Here is an 18669-nt window from a genome sequence, read left to right as displayed (position 1 = left end):
TACGGTTCCCTGCCCCATGCGTATCGTCTGGTTTCTGATTGAAAAAGAGGTGCGGCAGCTTAGGCGCAACCGCACCCTGCTGGCTTTGTTGCTGGTGGCCCCCCTGATTCAGCTAGTCCTGCTCTCGTTCGCGGCCAACTACGAAATTGAAAACCTGACGCTGACCGTGGTGGACCAGGACCACAGCCCGGCGGCGCGGCGGCTGATTGACAAGTTCCAGTACACGCCCTACTTCCAGCTGACGCGGGTGCGGCCCTCCAGCGCGGCGGCCGAACAGGACTTGCTAGCCGACCACGCCGACCTGGTGCTGGTGATTCCGCCGCGCTTTGAGCGCGACCTGGTGCACGGCGGCGCGGCGCGGGTGCAGCTGCTCGTCAACGGCCTCGACAACGTGAAAGCCGGCCTGGCCAGCTCCTACGCGGCCGGGGTGGTGCAAGCCTACCAGGACGAGCTGCGCCCCGCCACCGTGCAGGCCGCGGTGGCCGTGCGGGGCGGGCTGGAAGTGGTGCCGGCCTACTGGTACAACCCGCGGCTCAACTACAAGACCTTCATGGTACCCGGCATTCTGGTCGAAATCATCAGCCTGATTGTGATGATGGTGGCCACGCTCAACATCGTGCGCGAAAAGGAAATCGGCACCATTGAGCAGCTCAACGTCACGCCCATCCGCAAGTGGCAGTTCATTCTGGGCAAGCTGCTGCCGTTTTGGGTGGCGGGCCTGTACCAGTTCAGCATTGGGCTGCTACTGGCGCGCTTCCTGTTTCACGTGCCGATGGTGGGCAGCGTGCCGCTGCTCTACGGCATCATGAGCGTGTACCTGCTGGTGCCGCTGGGGCTGGGGCTACTCATTTCCTCGGTCAGCAACACGCAGCAGCAGGCCTTGTTCGTGGCCTTTTTCTTCCTCATCATTTTCGTGTTACTCTGCGGCTTGTTCACGCCGACCGAGTACATGCCGGCCTGGGCGCGGGCCCTCGATGCCATCAACCCGCTGCTCTACATCATCGACATCGGGCGGCGCATTCTGCTCAAAGGCAGCACCCTGCGCGACGTGCTCCGTCCGGTGCTTATCCTGCTGGGCATGGCCGGGGCGGTGAACACGCTGGCCGTGTGGCGCTACCGCAAAACCAGCGGATAAGACGATGCTATTCGGCTTCCACTGGCTCTTTTTTCTTAATCACCGCCCATCTTTTTAGCCATGCAGTTCCCTTTCTCATTCCGATTCGCAGCCCTCCACGTTCTGCGGCCGGCCTGTATGCTAGGGAGTACGCTGGCCACTCTGGCCGCTGCCCAATCCGCCCCGGCCGCAGATAACCCGGCCGGCACCTGGCTCCTTGACGACGGCCACTACAAGGTGCAGGTATTGCCGCAGGTGGGGGACCGGTGGCGCGCCAAAATTGTGGCCCTGGGCCCGGGGGTGGCTACTAAAGACGTAGAGAACCCTAACGCCTCTTTGCGCACCCGCGACATCGTGGGAACCGATTTATTCTGGAACCTGCGCTGGAACCCGCGGGAACACAAATGCACTGATGGAACGCTGTACGCCCCCGAGCACGGCAAAACCATCACGGCCACGGCCTGGCTCGAAGGCCCCAATACGCTGCGCGTGCAGGGCCGGGTGCTGATGATAACGCACACCCGCACCCTGAAACGGGTGGCTAACTAGGGCAGGGCTCTTTTTTCATCATTCATTCGCCGGCTTTCCCGGGCGCCGTTTCGACGCAGCGCGGACCTTGTTACTCGGTCGGCTCCCTTCCTTATTCCTCTGCTTCGGCGCTCTTCGTCATTCGCGGGGGCTTTTCCTCTTACTACCTATCCCAATTATCCATGAGGCGCATTTCCTCCTCTCAATTCCTCGCCGCCTGTTTGGAGCTGGGGTGGGTCGCTTTACCGGGGCAGCAGGCCCTGATAACGGCTACGACACGAGCAAGACCTGACCGGCAAAGATTAAGCACTGCTGCTCAACTGTTGCCAGACGAGCCCCGGCTTCTGGTTCCAGGCTCTGGCTTAACCTGCCCTGCCGGACTAGCGGGGCGGCCCAAAGGTGCTATCGGGATTCGGGCGCTGCTCGGGGAGGTTGTCCAGCTACCCGTTTCCTGGACGAGGATTCTCTTGAGCGCTTCCCCGGCGAGGCTCGCCGCTTCTGGGCATGTGGCGTAGGGGGGCGCCGGTGTGGCAGCGCATCCACACAGCCTGGCGGAATCCGCTGGAGCGTTACCGGCTGCGGGCAGAGCTGCTGGTGGCGGTGGCCTTCATGGTGCAACTGCAACTATTGGCGCTGTTGGCGAAAGGTCCGGACGGGTTTCGCTTCGTTGGCATCCTGGGGTTGGGCTTGGCGGCCGGGCTGTTGATTGGGCTCCTGGAAGTGCGGGTGTTTCCGCGCGCGTTGGGCCGGGCGCGGCTGCCCGTAGCCATTGTGTGTGGGGCCCTGCTGCACCTGCTGGTGCTCACCCTATTCGTCCGGCTCCAACTCGGGGCCGTGGAATTGCTACGGCGCTTGCCGGAATCCGGGCTGGCCGCGGCTGCTATCCGAGACCGGCAGGCAGTGGCGGGCACCTGGGGGTTCACGCAAGTGCTGCTGGCCTACGGGTTAGCCATGCTTAACACCACGGTGCTCTATCAAACAAGCAGGGTGATTGGGCCGCGGGTGCTAGCCGGGTTGCTGCTCGGGCGGTATCACCGGCCGGTAGCCGAGCACCGCATCTTTTTGTTTTTGGATGTAAAAAACTCCACCGGCCTGGCCGAACAACTCGGCGAACAGCGGTACAGCCGACTCATCAGCGACTTTTTTTACGACCTGAGCGCCGCCGTGGTGGCCAGCCGAGGCGAGATTTACCAGTATGTCGGCGACGAAGCCGTCATCACCTGGCCCACGGCGACCGGTAGTGAACAGGCCCGCTGCCTGAGTTGCTTTTTTGCGTTCGACGCCGCCATCACCCGGCGCCAAGCGTACTATTTGAGTCAGTACGGCGTGGTGCCAGCCTTCAAGGGCGGGGCGCACCTAGGCCGGGTGATGGCCACCCAGGTCGGCGATATTAAGCGCGACGTCGTGTACCACGGCGATGTGCTCAACACCACGGCTCGCATTCAGGCCCAATGCAACGCGCTGCACAGCCGCTTGCTTATCTCGGAGGAACTGCGGCAGCGCCTGGGGGCAATACCCGAATTTCGTCTCATGCTACTCGGGCAGATTGCCCTGCGCGGCAAGCAGCAGCCGGTGCAACTGGTAGACGTGCAGCCCGCCACACAGGAGGGAAAGTAAGCCGTTGGTCCTATACCTGCCAGCTTTCTTGTCCTATGCCTGCTTGAAACTACTCCCTACATTGCATCCTCCGTTCTTCCGCCGCTTTTTTCTCATCATGACCAATGCCATTCATCGCCGCATTGCTCGAATTCTAACGCATTACCCGATGCTGCTGCATCAATCCGTGCGCCCTTACGCCCACTTGGCTCGGTTGGAGCTTAGCCCTTTAGTAAATAACGAGTTGTACTGCGACGTGGAGCAGAGTACCTCCCAGAAAGATTAGCCGGCCAAACTACCGCGTTAGCCGGCCCAAATGCTTCCGCGCAACCAGATGAGCCAGAGGTTTTCCAGCATTGGCTTAATAACGCCCATCTTTCGTCTAAAGATTACAACTGGTTAATCATCAGCTACCAAATCGTCGATTGCAACGCAGGACGCCTGGCCATCGGCGAGGAGACAATACACCGCGATTGAATCAGGATCTTTAAGTAGTCACCCAGAAGTAATCGTAGTATTTTAGGGCGTCCTGCTGAGCTTGTCGAAGCAGGACGTTCTGATGTACACGATATACTTATGCTCAAGTGCTTAGTCGCTCACGCCTCCTATATGCCCGCCGTCCATGCCGCGTCCCCTATCTGGTCGGCCACAAAATGGGTGCAACTGTTGGCGCTAACGGCCAGGAAGAATTTATTCGGCGGAATCACGGCAATGTTAGATAGGTTTGTTGAAGAATGTATTAATAGACCAACCAGAGCAGGTTCCAACCCAAGCCTATCGAGCATAAAATAACTGATGGCAACTTCAGATTGCTTCCATTAGTCCGGTTAGCAACTGAGTAGGGATGCAGTATAACTTATCAATAATCATTCATACATAACTAATGTATCCGGTCGTCCCGCACGGGTAAGTTCGTTACTATTTCCCCTTCTATCTTCAGTAGCTCCTGCAGCCGCTCTTCTACGACTACGGGGTCGCAGTATTCTTTAGCCAAATCGACGTAGCTCACAAAATGCGCGGCTTCCGACACCATTAGCTCATAATAGAACTTACTCAGCTCTTCGTCGGCGATATGTTGCCAGAGCAACTTGAATCGTTCGCAGCTGCGCGCTTCAATCAAGGCCGAAACCAATAGCTGGTCCATCAGTTGGCGCTCGCGGGCTCCCCCCTTGCGCACGTGGGCCAGGAGTTGCACCACGTAGTCGTCGCGGCGCGGGCGACCCAGCTGGAAGCCGCGCTTGCGCAGCTCCAGCAGCACGCGCTCGAAATGGCTCCACTCCTCGGCCACTAGGTCGGTGAGCTCATCCACGAGGCGGGTTTTCTCGGGGTAATGGATAATCATGCTGATGCCGGTACTCGCCGCTTTCTGCTCGCACCAGGCATGGTCGACGAGGATGTCCTCAATGTTTTTGCCCGCAATGTTCACCCAGCGGGGGTCGGTATTAAGCTTTAGCTTCAGAATCGTTTTTTCTTTCATCGCCTGCTCTCTAATTAAAGAAATTCCACTTTATCCCAAGTTGAAAACGCCGTGGATAGCCGGTGTAATAAGGCGTAGTGAAATAGCCATCGTGTAAAATGCCCTGGTTGACGTAGGCCACCTTCAGGAACACGGATACCGCTTTAATATCGGCCGTGAAGAACACGTCAGCCACTGCGTAATTGCGGATGGTAAAGAGGTCCTGCTGATAGAATTGCTGGGTGCTGGGGCTGTAATTGTTTCCTCGAAAAGTAGATTGATAATAGACCTCGGCGCCCACCTGGCTGAACATCGCCTTTTTAAAGATGTAGCTCTCGTAAAAAACCCGGGAGCTGCTAACCAGGCTGGGAATCCGTAAGCCGTTCACGTCCCCCCCCCGCGTGTACGTGGCCTGGTTGTCGAAGCCCACCCGGCCCACCCGCACCTGATGCCGGGCGAAGCCGACGAGCAGGTTGCGCGCACCGTCAGCATCCGTAATCTGCTCGGGTACTCCCCGCGTGTTGTAGTACACGAGCTTAGTAATGCTATGCACACCGACGCTGGCTTCGAAGCGCTGTTCCGTCAGCCTACCCCAATCGGGCAGCTTTAGGCGCAGGCGCCCGGTAAGCTGGCTGGTGGTGGTGTTGTCAAACTCTTTACCGCTTTCCGGCAGGTGGTTCCACTGGTAGTGGTTGCCCACGAATACCTGCTGCGTCAGCGTGGGCGAATACGAAGAGCGCAACACCTCCGCCGAAAGCGGCCCGGTGCGCACGGAAGCCCTGAACCAGTATTCGGGGGTAGTCTGAGGACCCGCCAGCCGGATGGGGCGGATCTCGCCCGCGGTCTCGACCGCGTAAATGGTATGGTAATTAAACCGGGCCGTACCGCCGAAAAAGACTTCGTTGAAGCTGCGTCGCAGCGTATCCGGTCCCAGCAGGAGGCTGTTGGGCGTGGCCACGCGCCGCAAGGTTCGGTTCGTAAGCGATGCGATGCGGTCGCGGGCGTAAAGGCGGTACTCCACGGCTTCGGTGCGGCCGAGCACGCCCACCGTATTCTCGACCTGCTGGTACTGGGCCCGGTCGATGGTTACCCCGGGGGTATTAAACGGCTGGACTCGATAAGCCTGATAAAACAGGATATCGGTAGGCTGCAGCGCCAAGTCAGCGTAGCTGTTGTACTGGCGCTTGGCATCGAAGGTATGGTACGCCGTAAGGCCGCGGCGAAGCAGGCGGTAGGTTTGCGTGAAGTACAGCTCGTCGCGGTCCTCGGTGTTGGTGGCCTGGGTTAAGTACACACTCTGGCGCCCGTAGTTAAATAGGTCCTGGGGCCTCGTTTCGCCAGCCACCGGTTTGATGCCGCCCTGCTCAGCGGCGCGGTGGCGCACGGTGCTGAAGTTGAACAGCAGGTGGTAACGCTCGTCGTCGGTTTGGTAGCGCCCGAACAACAGCACGTTAGAGTGCTCCACCAAGCCGTCGCGAGACCCGCGCGGGGCCAGAATCTTGTTGGATGCAATTCGCTCGTAAGCCAGGCCAACGCTGAAGTTCTTCTTCAGGCTGCGGCTGTAGCTGAGCTCAAATACCTGCTCGCCGGCCCCGGACTGGATGAAGCGAAAAAACGAGTAGGGCGACCGGGAATCGTAGTACGGCACCGTCGTTGCGTCGCGGGCGTACTTATCGAACACGTTGCGGCCAAAACGGGCTCCCAGCTGGAGGTTAGGCTGGTAAAGCAAGGGCCGCGAAGCCGTGCCTACCGCGCCCAGGTCCTGCTGGAACGTAGTGTCGTGAAACCAGAAGCGCGCCTGCGGCCAGCGGGTGAGCGTGGTGTCGAGCGGCGTGCCACTGGTGGAGTCGCGCAACACTTCGGCCTCGTAGATGACGCGCGTGGTTTTGGGGCCGTACAGGACTTTGGTCGAGTCGTCCACTATCTGGGCCCGGGCGGCGGGGGTGGCCAGCAGGCCCAGCAGCAGCATGAATCCCACCCAGGGATGCCGCAGCCCCCTCACCCGTAAAAATCCCTGTTGCAAAGCCTTCAAACAAGTAACAAATACGCCGAGTTTGTAGAAGAACGCGGCTGGGTCGAGGTAAATAAATTAGTTTCCCGGGGTAGGAGCGCCGGGCAGTAGCTGCCGCAGGGTCGCGGCGCCATTGTCCAGAAACGCCACTCGCACCGGAATGGTATAGAAGGGCAGTTGGTCCCGCTCGGCCCGCAATTCGGGCGCTTGCAGGCGGGTAGCATCCTTTTCCGTCGTAAAAATAGGCCATCCCGGCTGCCAATTCGCCCGCAGGGCCGCTAAGTCGGCTGGCTGAAAGGCATAATGGTCGGCAAAGCACGCGTGGTGTTGAATGGTATAGCCCTGGCTTTCGAGATATTCCCGTAGGGGCCCCGGCTGCGCGATTCCCGTGAGCAACAGCGCCGGGCCCGGCGCGGGCGTACGGGCTGGCGGGGCGGCAGGCTCAGCCCGGCTTTCCCCCGTAGCGTCGGCCAAGGCCCGCGGCCGGGCGTATTCGTAGGCCGAGAAAACCACCGGGCTGGTCGGGCGGCCGTAGCGCCCGAGGCGCTGCGCTACGGCCGCCTGGGCCGCGGCGGATAAGCCGGGCGGGCATTTGGTTACAATGATGAGGTCGGCCCGCCAGGCCCCGCGGCGGCTTTCGCGCAGGCGGCCGGCGGGCAGCACCCAGTCCTGGTAGAACGGCCGGGCCCACTCCGTAAGCAACACGTTCAGGGTGGGCTGCACGGCGCGGTGCTGGTAGGCATCGTCGAGCACGATAACCGTTAGGGCCGGGTGCGCGTGCAACAGCTGCGCCACCCCGAGCCGCCGGTCTTCGGCCACGGCCACGGGTACCTGCCGCGCCGAAAACTGCTGGAAGTACTGCCACGGCTCATCGCCCACAGTCGAGGCCGAATCGGCGGGACCGGCCAGGCGGGGCCCCCGGGTGCGGCGGCCGTAGCCCCGGCTCAGCACGGCCGGGCGGTGGCCCCGGCGCAACAGCTCTTCCACCAGCCAGGTCACGTGGGGCGTTTTGCCGGTGCCGCCCACCCGCAGGTTGCCCACGTTGATGAGCGGCACGGCAAAGGTTGCCGGGCGCTTCCAGCCCATGTCGTACAGCCAGTTGCGGACGGCCAGCACCCCGGCGTACAGCCAGGAAAACGGTAGCAGTAAAAAAGCTAATCCAGACGGCATACGCTGACTAATTGCCCAAGCAAGAGCCCGTAAAAGTACGGCCCCGGGTCGGCCCACTACACTAAAGTGGCGGCGAACTGGTTGCTTGCAGCTTCGCTTCCTTCAACCCCCGCTGCCATGCGCCTGCTGCTCCTCCTCACCGGCCTGCTAAATATGTCGATGCTCCACCCCCTGCTGGCCCAACCAAGGGCTGATTCGAGCCGCGGACGGCCCCCGGCGCCCACCGCCGCCTCGTCCTGGTCAGCTTTCAGCGCCGGCCGCAGCCGCCTCGACCAGCGCGGCTTGGTAGTACTGGGGGCTTGGGCGGCGGGCAATTTGCTGGTTAGTGGCATCGCCACGGGCCAAACGGAAAGCTCAGCCCACTACTTCCACCAGATGAACCTCGGCTGGGGAGCGGTAAATCTGGCGTTGGCCGGGACCGGCTACCTGGCGGCCCGGCGCACTGCGCGCCAGCCCAGCTCCGACCGGGCCGACAACGTCCGCAGCCAGCTTCGAACCGAAAACCTATATTTGCTCAACGCCGGCCTCGACGTTGCCTACCTGGCCACCGGCCTGTACCTGCTCGAGAAAAGCCGCAATCCCACGGCTCCCGGCTCTGCCGACCGCTGGCGGGGCTACGGCCAGTCGCTGCTGGTCCAGGGCGGCTTTCTCCTGCTGTTTGATGGGTTCCAGTACGGCCGCCATCATCAGCACGGCCGCGACCTCTATCCCCTGCTGAGCCGGTTGAGCATAGCTCCCGGCACGGTGGCGGTACGGCTGCCCCTGGGCGGCTCCGCCGCACGGGGGCATAACTCACCAACCGATTTTTAGAGCAGTTCTCGGAAAAGAATTAAAAATTAAAAATGAAGAATTAAAAATCGGCTGGTCCATTTTTTAATTCTTCATTTTTAATTTTTAATTCCTAGAAAAGCCGTACCCTGACTGGAGAACCGCTCTCGTTGCTTACCCTCCAGGGCAGCCCACTGGTGAAGATGCCCGTTGAAGCGTATACGTATGAATTATGAGCCGAAATACTCTCCTTACCTGCCATGCCCAGCCTTGCTGAATGTCTGCCGCACTTTCTCGCCACGTTTCCGCTACCAGCTGGGTTACCCGACGGGGTTGAAGCCTGGAGCCCTTTCCGTGAGCCCGTAGTTGGTAGCTTGCTCCGCCAGTTTGCCCAGAAATACTACGCCGACAACCAGTCTCGCGTGGCTGTACTGGGCATTAATCCCGGCCGGCTGGGCATGGGTCGCACCGGCGTAGCCTTCACCGACCCGGCGGCGCTCACCGAGTTTTGCGGCATCCACCACGACCTGCCCCGCCAGCGGCCGGAGCCCTCAACCCAGTTTGTTTACCAGGTGGTGACGGAGATGGGCGGACCGGCCGCATTCTACCAGCAGTTCTACCTGGGCTCCGTGTACCCACTGGTGCTGCTGCGCGAGGGTCTGAACTATAACTACTACGACTCGCCCGCCCTCACGAAAGCCCTATGGCCCGATATGCGCCAATCGCTGCGCCAGCAAGCGGAAGAACTGGGCCTGCGAACCGACGTAGCCATCAGCTTGGGCCAGCGCAACGGCACCTTCTTCCAGCGCCTGAATGATGAATTAGGCTTGTTTGAAAAAATCATTGCCCTCGACCACCCCCGCTACCTCATGCAGTACCGGCGCCGCGACCTGGAAGCTAACGTCGCCCGCTACGTTGAGGTATTGGGTAGTCTTAGAGCCATTTTCGCATCAGAGAAAGGAATTAAAAATGAAGAATTAAAAAATGGACCAGCACATTTTTAATTCTTCATTTTTAATTTTTAATTCCTAAAAAGCCCTAGCTCTATTGCCCAATAAGCGGCGGGCCACGTGGAGCCCGCCCGGAAATTCGTAGCAGCCCACCGGTTTAGAGTGCCCTCAAAGCTACCCGCGTAAAGCCGGGCTGCGCCGGCCGCGGGTCCGTTAAGCGCCGCGTGGCGTTCTTTGGCTCCCCACTTTACTGGCTCACCTTATGCCTACCGTTCAAGACCTGGCCCGCCTGCTGGAGGCGGCTGCTCCCCTCGCCTACCAGGAAAGCTACGACAACGCCGGCCTGCAGTGCGGCGACCCGCACGCCGAAATCAAAGGGGTTCTGATTGCGCTCGACTGCACGCCGGCCGTGGTGGCCGAGGCCGGGCGGCGCGGCTGCAACGTAGTGGTCTGCCATCACCCGGTCATCTTCCGGCCCCTCAAGCGGCTCACGGGGGGGAGCGAAGTAGAGCAGACCATCATTGCCGCCCTTAAAAACGACGTGGCGATTTACGCCGCTCACACCAACCTCGACAACGTGCGCGGCGGCGTAAACGACAAGCTGGCCGAGAAGCTGGGCCTGGCCAACACCCGCGTGCTGGCCCCGCAAAGCGGTAACTTGGCCCGCCTCAGCACTTACGTACCCCACCGGCCCGAAGACCAGCGCACCGATGTGGCCGGCCGCGTGCTGGCCGCACTGTACGCCGCCGGGGCCGGGCAGGTGGGCTCCTATTCGGAGTGCAGCTTCCAAACCGAGGGCACCGGCACGTTCACGCCCGGCGCGGGCACCCGGCCGGCCATCGGCACTCCGCAGCAACCCGAAGCCGTGCCCGAGCGGCGGCTGGAAGTCCTGCTGCCCCTGCACCGGCAGACGGCCGTGCTGCGGGCCTTGCGGGCGGCGCATCCGTACGAGGAAGTAGCCTACGAGCTGGTCAAGCTCGAAAACCAACACCAGGGGGTGGGCGCCGGGTTGGTGGGTGAATTGCCGGCCGGGATGGTCCCCGCGGCATTCCGGGCCCTGCTGAAAGAGCGCCTGCTCGTGCCGGTGGTGCGCCACACGCCCTTTGAGCGAACCATTAAAACGGTCGCCATCTGTGGCGGGGCGGGTGCCTTCCTCATCGGGGCGGCGCGAGCTGCCGGGGCTGACGCCTACGTGACGGGCGACGTGAAATACCACGAGTTTTTTGGGGCCGAAGGACAACTCATGCTCTGCGATGTGGGCCATTTCGAGAGCGAGCAGTTCACCGGCGAGGTATTCCGCGATTTGTTAACGGCCGGATTTAAACGTACTTTTGCGGTCTTAATCGCCGAAACCCCTACGAACCCCGTTCAATATGACTGCTAAAAGTGCCGCCGTGGCTCCCGCCGACGTTCCCGTAGCTGCCAAGCTCGAAGCCCTGCTCACCCTGCAGCACCTCGACTCGCAGCTCGATGAAATCCGGCGCGTGCGCGGCGATTTGCCCGAAGAAGTTCAGGATTTGGAAGACGAAATTGCTGGCTACGAGGTGCGGGTCAAGAAATTTGACGAAGAGATTCAGGCCCTGAACGACTTCATTAAGAGCCGCAAGCAGGCCAGCAAAGACGCCGAGTCGCTCATTAAAAAGTACGACGAGCAGCAGCAGAACGTGCGCAACAACCGCGAGTTCGAAGCCATTGCCAAGGAAATTGAGCTGCAGCGCCTGGAAATTCAGATTGCTGACAAGAAAATCAAGGAGGCCCAGTACCAGATTGACGTGAAGAACGCCGAAATCAGCGGGACCAAGCAGAAGCTGGACGAGCGGCGCAAAGACCTCGACAACAAAAAAAGCGAGTTGGAAACCATTGTTTCCGAAAATGAGGAGGAAGAGCGGACCATCATGATTCAGCGCGAGGAAGCCACCAAACCGGTGGAAGACCGCCTGCTGACGGCCTACACCCGCATCCGCGGCAACGTGCGCAACGGCTTGGCCGTGGTGCTGGTACGGCGCGATGCCTGCGGGGGCTGCTTCAACACGGTGCCGCCCCAGCGCCAGGCGGACATCATCTCCCACAAGAAAATCATCGTTTGCGAACACTGCGGCCGGATTCTGGCCGACGTAGAAGCCCGCACGGTGTAGCCAGGGCCGGTTGTGCTCGCCAGAGTCATCCCACTGGCTAATCCACTTACCATAACCGCTTCTGCAGATTGTGTGCTAAGATAGTGCTCTACCCCAAAAACAATCTCAACGTGCAACTCCTGTAATGAAGCTCCAATTAATCGCTTCTCGTAAGCTTATATTGCTCGCTAGCACCCTGGTATTTGCAGCCTGTAGCAAAGACAAAAAGAACGACCCTCTCCCACCTCAGAACACGCCCGTAATTACTTCCACTGCGCCGGCTACGGCTATTGTTGGCGCGTCTTTAACCATTAGTGGCACCGATCTAAGCTGGAGCACAGCGCCTGTCCGCGTTACCATCAACAGTGCGGATTGCCCGGTTACTGCAGCCAGCCCAAGCTCCATCACCTGTACGCTACCCACCGAGCTGGTATCGCCTGGCGGCGTGGCAACATTTCCTTTGCAGGTAAAGGTGGGCAGTCAGCTCTCGAACACCGTTCAGCAATCTGTAAGTGCTACCGAGCAAAGCGGATGGTTCTATGTAAAGACCGGCTTGGCAACCGGGCTTAATAAAATTGTTGTCCCAGACCCACGTATTCTTTACGCTCAGAAGTCGAGGTTTATCTATGGAAGTGCAGATGGCGGATACGCATGGGCAGGTGCCAGTGATAATGGTATTCTTGGGCTTGGCTCAGCATTAGCCAGTTACGACGGTACAACGACCATGTCAGATTTCGCCAGGCAGATTGCTTTTGGCAGTCAAAACCATGGCCTGGGAAACATAAGTATTCGGGGTGGCGATGGGGCTAACGGTGTTATCAATGGGATTTTTATGAACAGCCCCACCACTGGTTTGGTAATGACTGACAAAGGCGAATTTTTTACGGTTAACTCTGCGGGCACTTACCAAAGCGAATATGTAAGTACCTATTCTGGAAACAATACGCTTGGTTATAGAATTATGGCTGCCGCAGATATGAATAACCTGGTGGCAACAGGGTATGTTCAGGTTGCAGGCACCGCCACGCCCATCATAATCCGCAAACGGAACGGCGTTTACTCTGAGAGTATTAATTTCAACCTCATCAGCAACCTTCAGACTCAGGTAAAGGACATTCAGATGCCTGATGCTAACACCTACTATATTACTGATGCGAGCAATAAGCTCTATAAATACATTCCTGGCGGGACGGTGCTAGAGAATCAGCGGGCCAGCACTATCTACTTCCCAACTGCGATGGAGGGGTATGCTGCCTATAATGGCGTTATCTACCACACTACGGATGGCGCCGATAACTGGCAGCCTGTTCATACTATGCCCGCAGGCGATAATATAACCTCTATCCGAGGCAAGGGTGGGCTGGTGTATGTGCTCGGTGAAAATGCTTCCGGCGGATTTATTCTAAAGTACAAGCCCTAATCCTTCGTCTTCCAGAGCTGCTGCTCGCTCACCGTGCAAGTATTTTAGCCAAGCAGACTGCTGTCGTCCCACTTATCGTTTTTATTTTCCTCTGCCTGCTCGCTTTAGCAGAGGAGGCACCTGCCTTAACTTCGACCACCTGCTCCATTATAGAAATAAGAAAAGGAACGGTCTGGCCGTTCCTTTTTTGTTGCCTTTTAACCATGTTCAACTGCTTCGGCTTCCTGGCTGCTTTTCGAGTTACGGCCCGGCGCGGCGGGCTGGTGGCGGGGGTGTTGGCCGGGGGGCTGCTGCCCTGGCCGGCGGGCTCGGCCCAACCGGGGGGTTCGGTATTCGCTCAACCAGCGGCCGGTAGTCCCTCGCTAGAACCCCTTACCGCCGCCAGCCGCCGGGCCTACGCGGAGGTGCTTAAGCTGCGGCTGAGCGCGGCCCGCGAGCTGCTGCGACCGGAGCTGGCCAGCACGCCCGCGGCCCCCGCCCCGCTGCTGGTAGCCAACTGCGCCGATTTTGCCGAACTCATCATCACCCAGGACGCTCGCCGCTACGATGCGCTGATAGCGGCTCAGGAAGCGCACTTAAACGCCTTGGATCGGGCCCCCGCCAGCGCTATGCGCGACTACGCCCGGGCCGAGATCACCCTGCACCTGGGGCTGTCGCAGCTGGTGTTCCGGCACCTGATAGCGGGTGGTTTTCACCTACGCGGCGGCTATCACCAGATGCAGGCGGTGGTGAAACGGTATCCGGGGTTTGCCCCCGCCCGCAAAACCTTGGGCATCTGCCAATTTGCGGTGGGCTCGCTCCCTGAAGGCTACCACTGGCTGCTGCGGCTGCTCGGCCTGAGCGCCGACCTCGACACCGGCTTGAAAAACCTGGCCCTGGCCGCCGCCCAGCCCCACGATTTTCAAACCGAAAGCCAGCTCTACCTCGCCCTGATTCGGGAGACCTACTACAAGCAGCCCGACGAGGCCCTGCACTTAATTGAGCGCCTGGCCGCCCAGCAGCCCGACAACCTCCTTTTTGCCTACTTGCTCACCAGCGTGCACAAGCGCCAGCACCATGGCGATGCGGCCCTGGCCGCCTACCGGGCCCGGCCCACCGGTCCCGGCTACCTGCCGGTGGCCTACCTGCATCACATGGCCGCCGACCTACTGCTCTACCAGGGCGACTACGCCGCCTCGAAACGCGAAAACCTCACGTTTTTACGCGAGTATTCCGGACAGCACTACCGCAAAGACGCGGCCTTTAAGCTGTACCTGGCCGCGTGGCTGAGTGGGCAGCCCGCCGCGCAGGTTGCCCGCTACCGGGCGCAAATCAACCAGCCCGGCCCGACCGACGTGGAGGAAGATAATTACGCCCAGCATTATTACGAAATGGCCCAGGCGCTGAACCCCACGCTTACCCGCGCCCGCCTGCAAATCGATGGCGGCTACCATCGCCGGGCGCTGGCCACCCTCAACAGCTTCCACGCCACGCCGGCTACGCTGCTGCGCGACCGCATTGAGGAGCCTTACCGCCGCGCCCGGGCCTACCACGGCCTGGGCCGGCTCGACTCGGCCCGGCTGGCGTACGAGCGCACGCTGGCCATTTCGGGCCCGACGGCACCCTATTATTTTGCCCCCCAGGCGGCGCTGCAGCTCGGGTACCTGGCCCAGGAGGCCGGTCAAAAAGCCCTGGCGCGCTCCTACTTTGAAAAAGCTCTGCACTACCCCTGGCACGAATACAAAAACAGCACCGATGCCAAAGCCAACCTGGCCCTGCGCAAACTGCTGTAAATCAGCTCTTGCTGGAAGAAGCCACCTGGGCCGACGGAGTACTCCTCATTCTCTCATCGGCCTTGCGGCCAGGACCTATCTAACCTTACCGTCCTCGTTATGACTGCCGATGAATTGATTGCCGAGATTACTATGTGCTTCGAGAACGAGCCTTTTCCAGGTGATTTAAATATTGTGACCAATAACACCCCTGGTTACGATTTGGAGGCGCTACAAATCAGGGAAGCTTTCAAAGTACATACGTGGCAAACGCTGCCCGACGAATTGATGCAGTACGAGAATACCGCTTATTGCTCGCTTAGTGCAAAGGGGTTAAAGTATTATTTGCCTGCTTATTTACAATTTGCCGTGCGGGCCTACGCCGAGGCCGATATCATCCCGGATGGCCTTATTTCACTGCTTACTTTACCCGCGGAGGTAGATGTAGTGCGGTCTGCCTTCGACATAAAACGCTATCAAATAGACGAGAAGTTGCCGGAAATTGATTGGGGAAGTTTTTATCAAAATAGGCTCCGCGAGTTGAATGAATCAGTGCGTTGGTCGATCGACCGCTATAGCCAGTTTAACCCGGCACAGGGGCGCGCTATCTATCATTTCCTGTGCTTCATGCGCGATGAACACGGCGCTGACTACTGGAACGACGAGTTGCAGTTAGCTATTGACCGCTATTGGTTTCAGTTTGCTTAACCTCCCAACCGCAAGGCTCTGTTTAGACGATATCAAATCGTAAGAAACCACGCGCTGGGCCCGCTCCACCGGCGAACCCGTTCTGCTTGCCTGCCACTTGACTATTTTCCCGTGTCCGCCGCTGCCCCCTCATCCACCGTCCTCACCGTTGCGTTAGCCGACCTGCCAGCCGATTTCCGCGGGCGAGCCCTGCAGTGGGCGGCCGGTTTTCCGCACTGTGCCTATTTCGAGCCCAACGGACTGGAGTACCCGTACGGACCTTTCGACCGCCTGCTGGCCGTAGCGGCGGCCGGGGCCGAAACGGCCGCGTCGCTGGCCCAGCTGCGCCCGCTGCTCGATCGCCGGCCCGACCTGGGCCCACGCTGCGGCTTTATCACCTACGAGGTAAAAAATGACCTTGAGGCGCTGACCAGTGAAAACCACGACGCCCTGGGCTGGCCGCAGCTGCACTTTTTCGCCCCGGACACCTGGCTGTGCTGGCGGCCCGACGCGGTGGAAATTCACGGGCAAACGGCGGGTGTGCTACCCCAGATTCTGGCGCAGCCACGGCCGGCTGGGTGCGCCCCGCAGCTACCCGCCATGCGGCCCCGGCTGGCTAAGGCTGATTACCTGCGGGCCGTAGCGGCTATCCGCGAAGACATCCTTAACGGCGAAGTGTACGAGCTCAACCTGTGCCAGGAGTTTTACGCCGAAAACATTGTGCTGGACCCCGTGAGCGTATTCTGGCGGCTTATGGAGGCCTCGCCCGCGCCCTTCGCCGGCTTTATCCGCTGGCACGACCACTTCCTGCTGTGCGCCTCGCCCGAGCGTTTTTTGGCGCGTCAGGGCTCGCAGCTCGTTTCCCAGCCCATCAAAGGCACCATCCGCCGCGGAGCCACGCCCGCCGAAGACGCACAGCAGCGGCACACCCTGCTGCACGACGAAAAGGAGCGGGCCGAAAACCTTATGATTGTGGATCTGGTGCGCAACGACCTCGCCCGCGTCGCCCAAACCGGCACCGTGCGTGTGCCCGAGCTGTTTGGCCTCTACCCTTTCCGACACCTCTGGCAAATGATTTCCACGGTGACGGCCGAGCTGCGCCCCGGGGCGGACTTGGTCGACGGGCTGCGGGCGGCTTTCCCGATGGGCTCGATGACCGGGGCCCCCAAGGTTCGGGCCATGCAGCTTATTGAACAGTACGAGAATAGCCGGCGGGGCCTCTACAGCGGCAGCATCGGCTACGTGGGCCCCACCGGCGAGTTCGACCTCAACGTGGTCATCCGCTCGCTCCAGTACCGGCAAGACACGGGCTACCTCAGCTTCCAGGTGGGCTCGGCCATTACCTACGACTCCGACCCCGAGCGGGAGTATGAAGAGTGCCTGCTCAAGGCCAAGGCGCTGCTGGAAGTACTGAGCACCAAAATCGCGGAGTAGAGCTCAAAAAAGCATTTAGATTGCTGGGGTCGCCCGTGACCGGCGTACCTACCGCTACGGGGTAGGAACTAATAGCCGGGCGGGATAAGTGGCCTACTTCGAATGCCCGAGCCGACGGGAAATCTCCTGCCATTCTGTCATTTTACCGCCCGCCGCCGTATCTTTGTGTTCCGCTGAAATGCGCTTTTATTATGGCCCAAGCCCTGTTAACCCTTGACTTTTTAGATAAAGCCCCTGCTACCCCCGAGGCTACGCCGAGTGCGAACGTGCGCGTGAGCGCGGCCACGCGCACCGGCCGGCAGCGTAAGCTGTACATTGAAAGCTACGGCTGTCAGATGAATTTTTCGGACTCCGAGATCGTGTCGAGCATTCTGTTTGACGAGGGTTTCGACACGACCGACGACTTGGCCAGCGCCGACCTGGTGCTGCTTAACACCTGCTCGATTCGCGAAAAGGCCGAGCAAACGGTGCGTATGCGCCTCTCGCAAATCAACTCGTACAAAAAGCGCAACCCGGGCCTGCTCGTGGGCGTGCTCGGCTGCATGGCCGAGCGCCTGAAAAGCAAGTTTCTGGAAGAAGAAAAAATCGTGGACCTCGTGGTCGGCCCCGACGCCTACCGCGACCTGCCCCAGCTCATCAGCCAGGTCGACGGGGGCCAAAAGGGCGTGAACGTGCTGCTCAGCCGCGAAGAAACCTACGCCGACATCACCCCGGTCCGCCTGAACTCCAACGGGGTATCGGCCTTCATCAGCATCATGCGGGGCTGCGACAACATGTGCTCGTTCTGCGTGGTGCCCTTCACCCGCGGCCGTGAGCGCAGCCGCGACGCCCACAGCATCGTGCAGGAAGCCCGGGCCCTGGTGGCGCAGGGCTACAAGGAAGTGACCCTGCTCGGCCAGAACGTGGACAGCTACAAGTGGGCCGCGGCCGACGGCTCCGAGCACGTCAACTTTGCCCAGCTCCTCGAGCGCGTAGCCCTCGTCAGTCCGGAATTGCGGGTGCGCTTCGCCACCTCGCACCCCAAGGACATTACCGACGAGGTGCTGCACACCATGGCGCGCTACGACAACATCTGCAAGTTTATTCACCTGCCGGCCCAGAGCGGTAACTCGCGCATCCTGGCGCTCATGAACCGCACCTACGACCGCCCCTGGTACGAGGAGCGGGTGCACGCCATTCGCCGGATTCTGGGCGCGGACTGCGCCATCAGCACCGACATGATTGCGGGCTTCTGCTCCGAAACCGAGGCCGAGCATCAGGATACCCTCCGCCTGATGGACTTCGTGCACTACGACATGGCTTACATGTTCTTTTACTCGGAGCGGCCCGGCACCCTGGCCGCCCGCAAGCTGGCCGATGACATCCCGCTGGAAGTGAAGAAGCGCCGCCTGCAGGAAATCATTGACTTGCAGCAGCTTCACAGCGCCAGGCGCAACGAGCGCGCCGTGGGCCGGGTACACCAGGTGCTGGTCGAAAACTTCTCAAAACGCTCGAAAGAGCACTTAAGCGGACGCAACAGCCAGAACCAAGTGGTCGTTTTTCCAAAGCAAAACTTCAAGAAAGGCGACTACGTGAACGTGCTGGTGCACAGCAGCACCGCCAGCACCTTGCTGGGCGAGGCGGTATGAGCCGACGGCAGAAGTTCTTAACCCAGTTACTTTCGGCCGAGC

General features: G+C 60.2%; 16 protein-coding genes. 13 read left to right on the top strand and 3 right to left on the bottom strand.

The annotated features are described in order from the left end of the window. Positions 1 to 16 precede the first annotated feature (16 nt). The 4 genes from IC235_RS08200 (at position 17) to IC235_RS08185 (ending at position 3524) form a co-directional block, all read left to right on the top strand. The gene (locus IC235_RS08200; RefSeq protein WP_191004686.1) at positions 17 to 1135 is read left to right on the top strand and encodes an ABC transporter permease; all 1119 of its coding nucleotides are present in this window, start codon (positions 17 to 19) and stop codon (positions 1133 to 1135) included. Between the two features lie 60 nt (positions 1136 to 1195). Next, positions 1196 to 1663, top strand: a complete 468-nt coding sequence (locus IC235_RS08195; RefSeq protein WP_191004685.1) for a DUF2147 domain-containing protein — start codon at positions 1196 to 1198, stop codon at positions 1661 to 1663. 483 nt (positions 1664 to 2146) lie between these two features. Continuing rightward, positions 2147 to 3259, top strand: coding sequence for an adenylate/guanylate cyclase domain-containing protein (locus IC235_RS08190; RefSeq protein ID WP_191004684.1), 1113 nt, complete (start codon positions 2147 to 2149; stop codon positions 3257 to 3259). Positions 3260 to 3320: 61 nt separating this feature from the next. After that, positions 3321 to 3524, top strand: coding sequence for a hypothetical protein (locus IC235_RS08185; RefSeq protein WP_191004683.1), 204 nt, complete (start codon positions 3321 to 3323; stop codon positions 3522 to 3524). A 594-nt stretch (positions 3525 to 4118) separates the two neighbouring features. On the opposite strand, the gene miaE is transcribed toward IC235_RS08185, so the two are convergent. The 3 genes from miaE to lpxK are packed head-to-tail and all read right to left on the bottom strand — an operon-like array spanning position 4119 to position 7875. Beyond that, positions 4119 to 4715: a tRNA-(ms[2]io[6]A)-hydroxylase gene (gene miaE / locus IC235_RS08180; RefSeq protein WP_191004682.1), complete on the bottom strand. Its 597-nt coding sequence runs from the start codon at positions 4713 to 4715 to the stop codon at positions 4119 to 4121. Positions 4716 to 4725: 10 nt separating this feature from the next. Then, on the bottom strand, positions 4726 to 6726 hold the full coding sequence (locus tag IC235_RS08175; protein WP_191004681.1) for a putative porin: 2001 nt from the start codon (positions 6724 to 6726) through the stop codon (positions 4726 to 4728). Positions 6727 to 6783: 57 nt separating this feature from the next. Continuing rightward, complete coding sequence (lpxK, locus tag IC235_RS08170; protein ID WP_191004680.1) at positions 6784 to 7875, bottom strand: tetraacyldisaccharide 4'-kinase; 1092 nt, start codon at positions 7873 to 7875, stop codon at positions 6784 to 6786. Positions 7876 to 7992: 117 nt separating this feature from the next. On the opposite strand from lpxK, the gene IC235_RS08165 reads away from it, so the two are divergent. The 9 genes from IC235_RS08165 to miaB all read left to right on the top strand — a co-directional run bounded on the left by IC235_RS08165 (position 7993) and on the right by miaB (position 18627). Then, positions 7993 to 8685, top strand: coding sequence for a DUF6992 family protein (locus IC235_RS08165; RefSeq protein WP_191004679.1), 693 nt, complete (start codon positions 7993 to 7995; stop codon positions 8683 to 8685). Positions 8686 to 8903: 218 nt separating this feature from the next. Then, complete coding sequence (locus IC235_RS08160) at positions 8904 to 9647, top strand: uracil-DNA glycosylase family protein (protein ID WP_191004678.1); 744 nt, start codon at positions 8904 to 8906, stop codon at positions 9645 to 9647. A 208-nt stretch (positions 9648 to 9855) separates the two neighbouring features. Beyond that, on the top strand, positions 9856 to 10977 hold the full coding sequence (locus tag IC235_RS08155) for a Nif3-like dinuclear metal center hexameric protein (RefSeq protein ID WP_191004677.1): 1122 nt from the start codon (positions 9856 to 9858) through the stop codon (positions 10975 to 10977). Then, positions 10967 to 11728 carry a zinc ribbon domain-containing protein gene (locus tag IC235_RS08150; RefSeq protein ID WP_191004676.1) on the top strand — a complete coding sequence of 254 codons (762 nt, stop codon included), beginning with the start codon at positions 10967 to 10969 and terminating at the stop codon, positions 11726 to 11728. The genes IC235_RS08155 and IC235_RS08150 overlap by 11 nt, the downstream gene beginning before the upstream one ends. Positions 11729 to 11852: 124 nt before the next feature. Then, positions 11853 to 13127 (top strand): IPT/TIG domain-containing protein, encoded by a 1275-nt coding sequence (locus IC235_RS08145; RefSeq protein WP_191004675.1) that lies wholly within the window; start codon positions 11853 to 11855, stop codon positions 13125 to 13127. Between the two features lie 203 nt (positions 13128 to 13330). Further along, complete coding sequence (locus tag IC235_RS08140; RefSeq protein WP_191004674.1) at positions 13331 to 14899, top strand: tetratricopeptide repeat protein; 1569 nt, start codon at positions 13331 to 13333, stop codon at positions 14897 to 14899. A gap of 99 nt (positions 14900 to 14998) precedes the next feature. Then, entirely contained in the window at positions 14999 to 15586 is a 588-nt protein-coding gene (locus IC235_RS08135; protein WP_191004673.1) for a DUF6714 family protein, read from the top strand. Positions 15587 to 15697: 111 nt separating this feature from the next. Beyond that, complete coding sequence (gene pabB / locus IC235_RS08130; RefSeq protein ID WP_191004672.1) at positions 15698 to 16999, top strand: aminodeoxychorismate synthase component I; 1302 nt, start codon at positions 15698 to 15700, stop codon at positions 16997 to 16999. 191 nt (positions 17000 to 17190) lie between these two features. Next, a complete protein-coding gene (miaB, locus tag IC235_RS08125) occupies positions 17191 to 18627 on the top strand; it encodes a tRNA (N6-isopentenyl adenosine(37)-C2)-methylthiotransferase MiaB (RefSeq protein WP_191004671.1) in 1437 nt (478 codons plus the stop codon). Positions 18628 to 18669 lie beyond the last annotated feature (42 nt).

The organism is Hymenobacter montanus (genome assembly GCF_014699115.1).
Classification (GTDB): Bacteria; Bacteroidota; Bacteroidia; order Cytophagales; family Hymenobacteraceae; genus Hymenobacter; species Hymenobacter montanus.
Note: the sequence above shows the minus strand (reverse complement) of the source record. Positions and strands in the feature narration are given on the sequence as shown.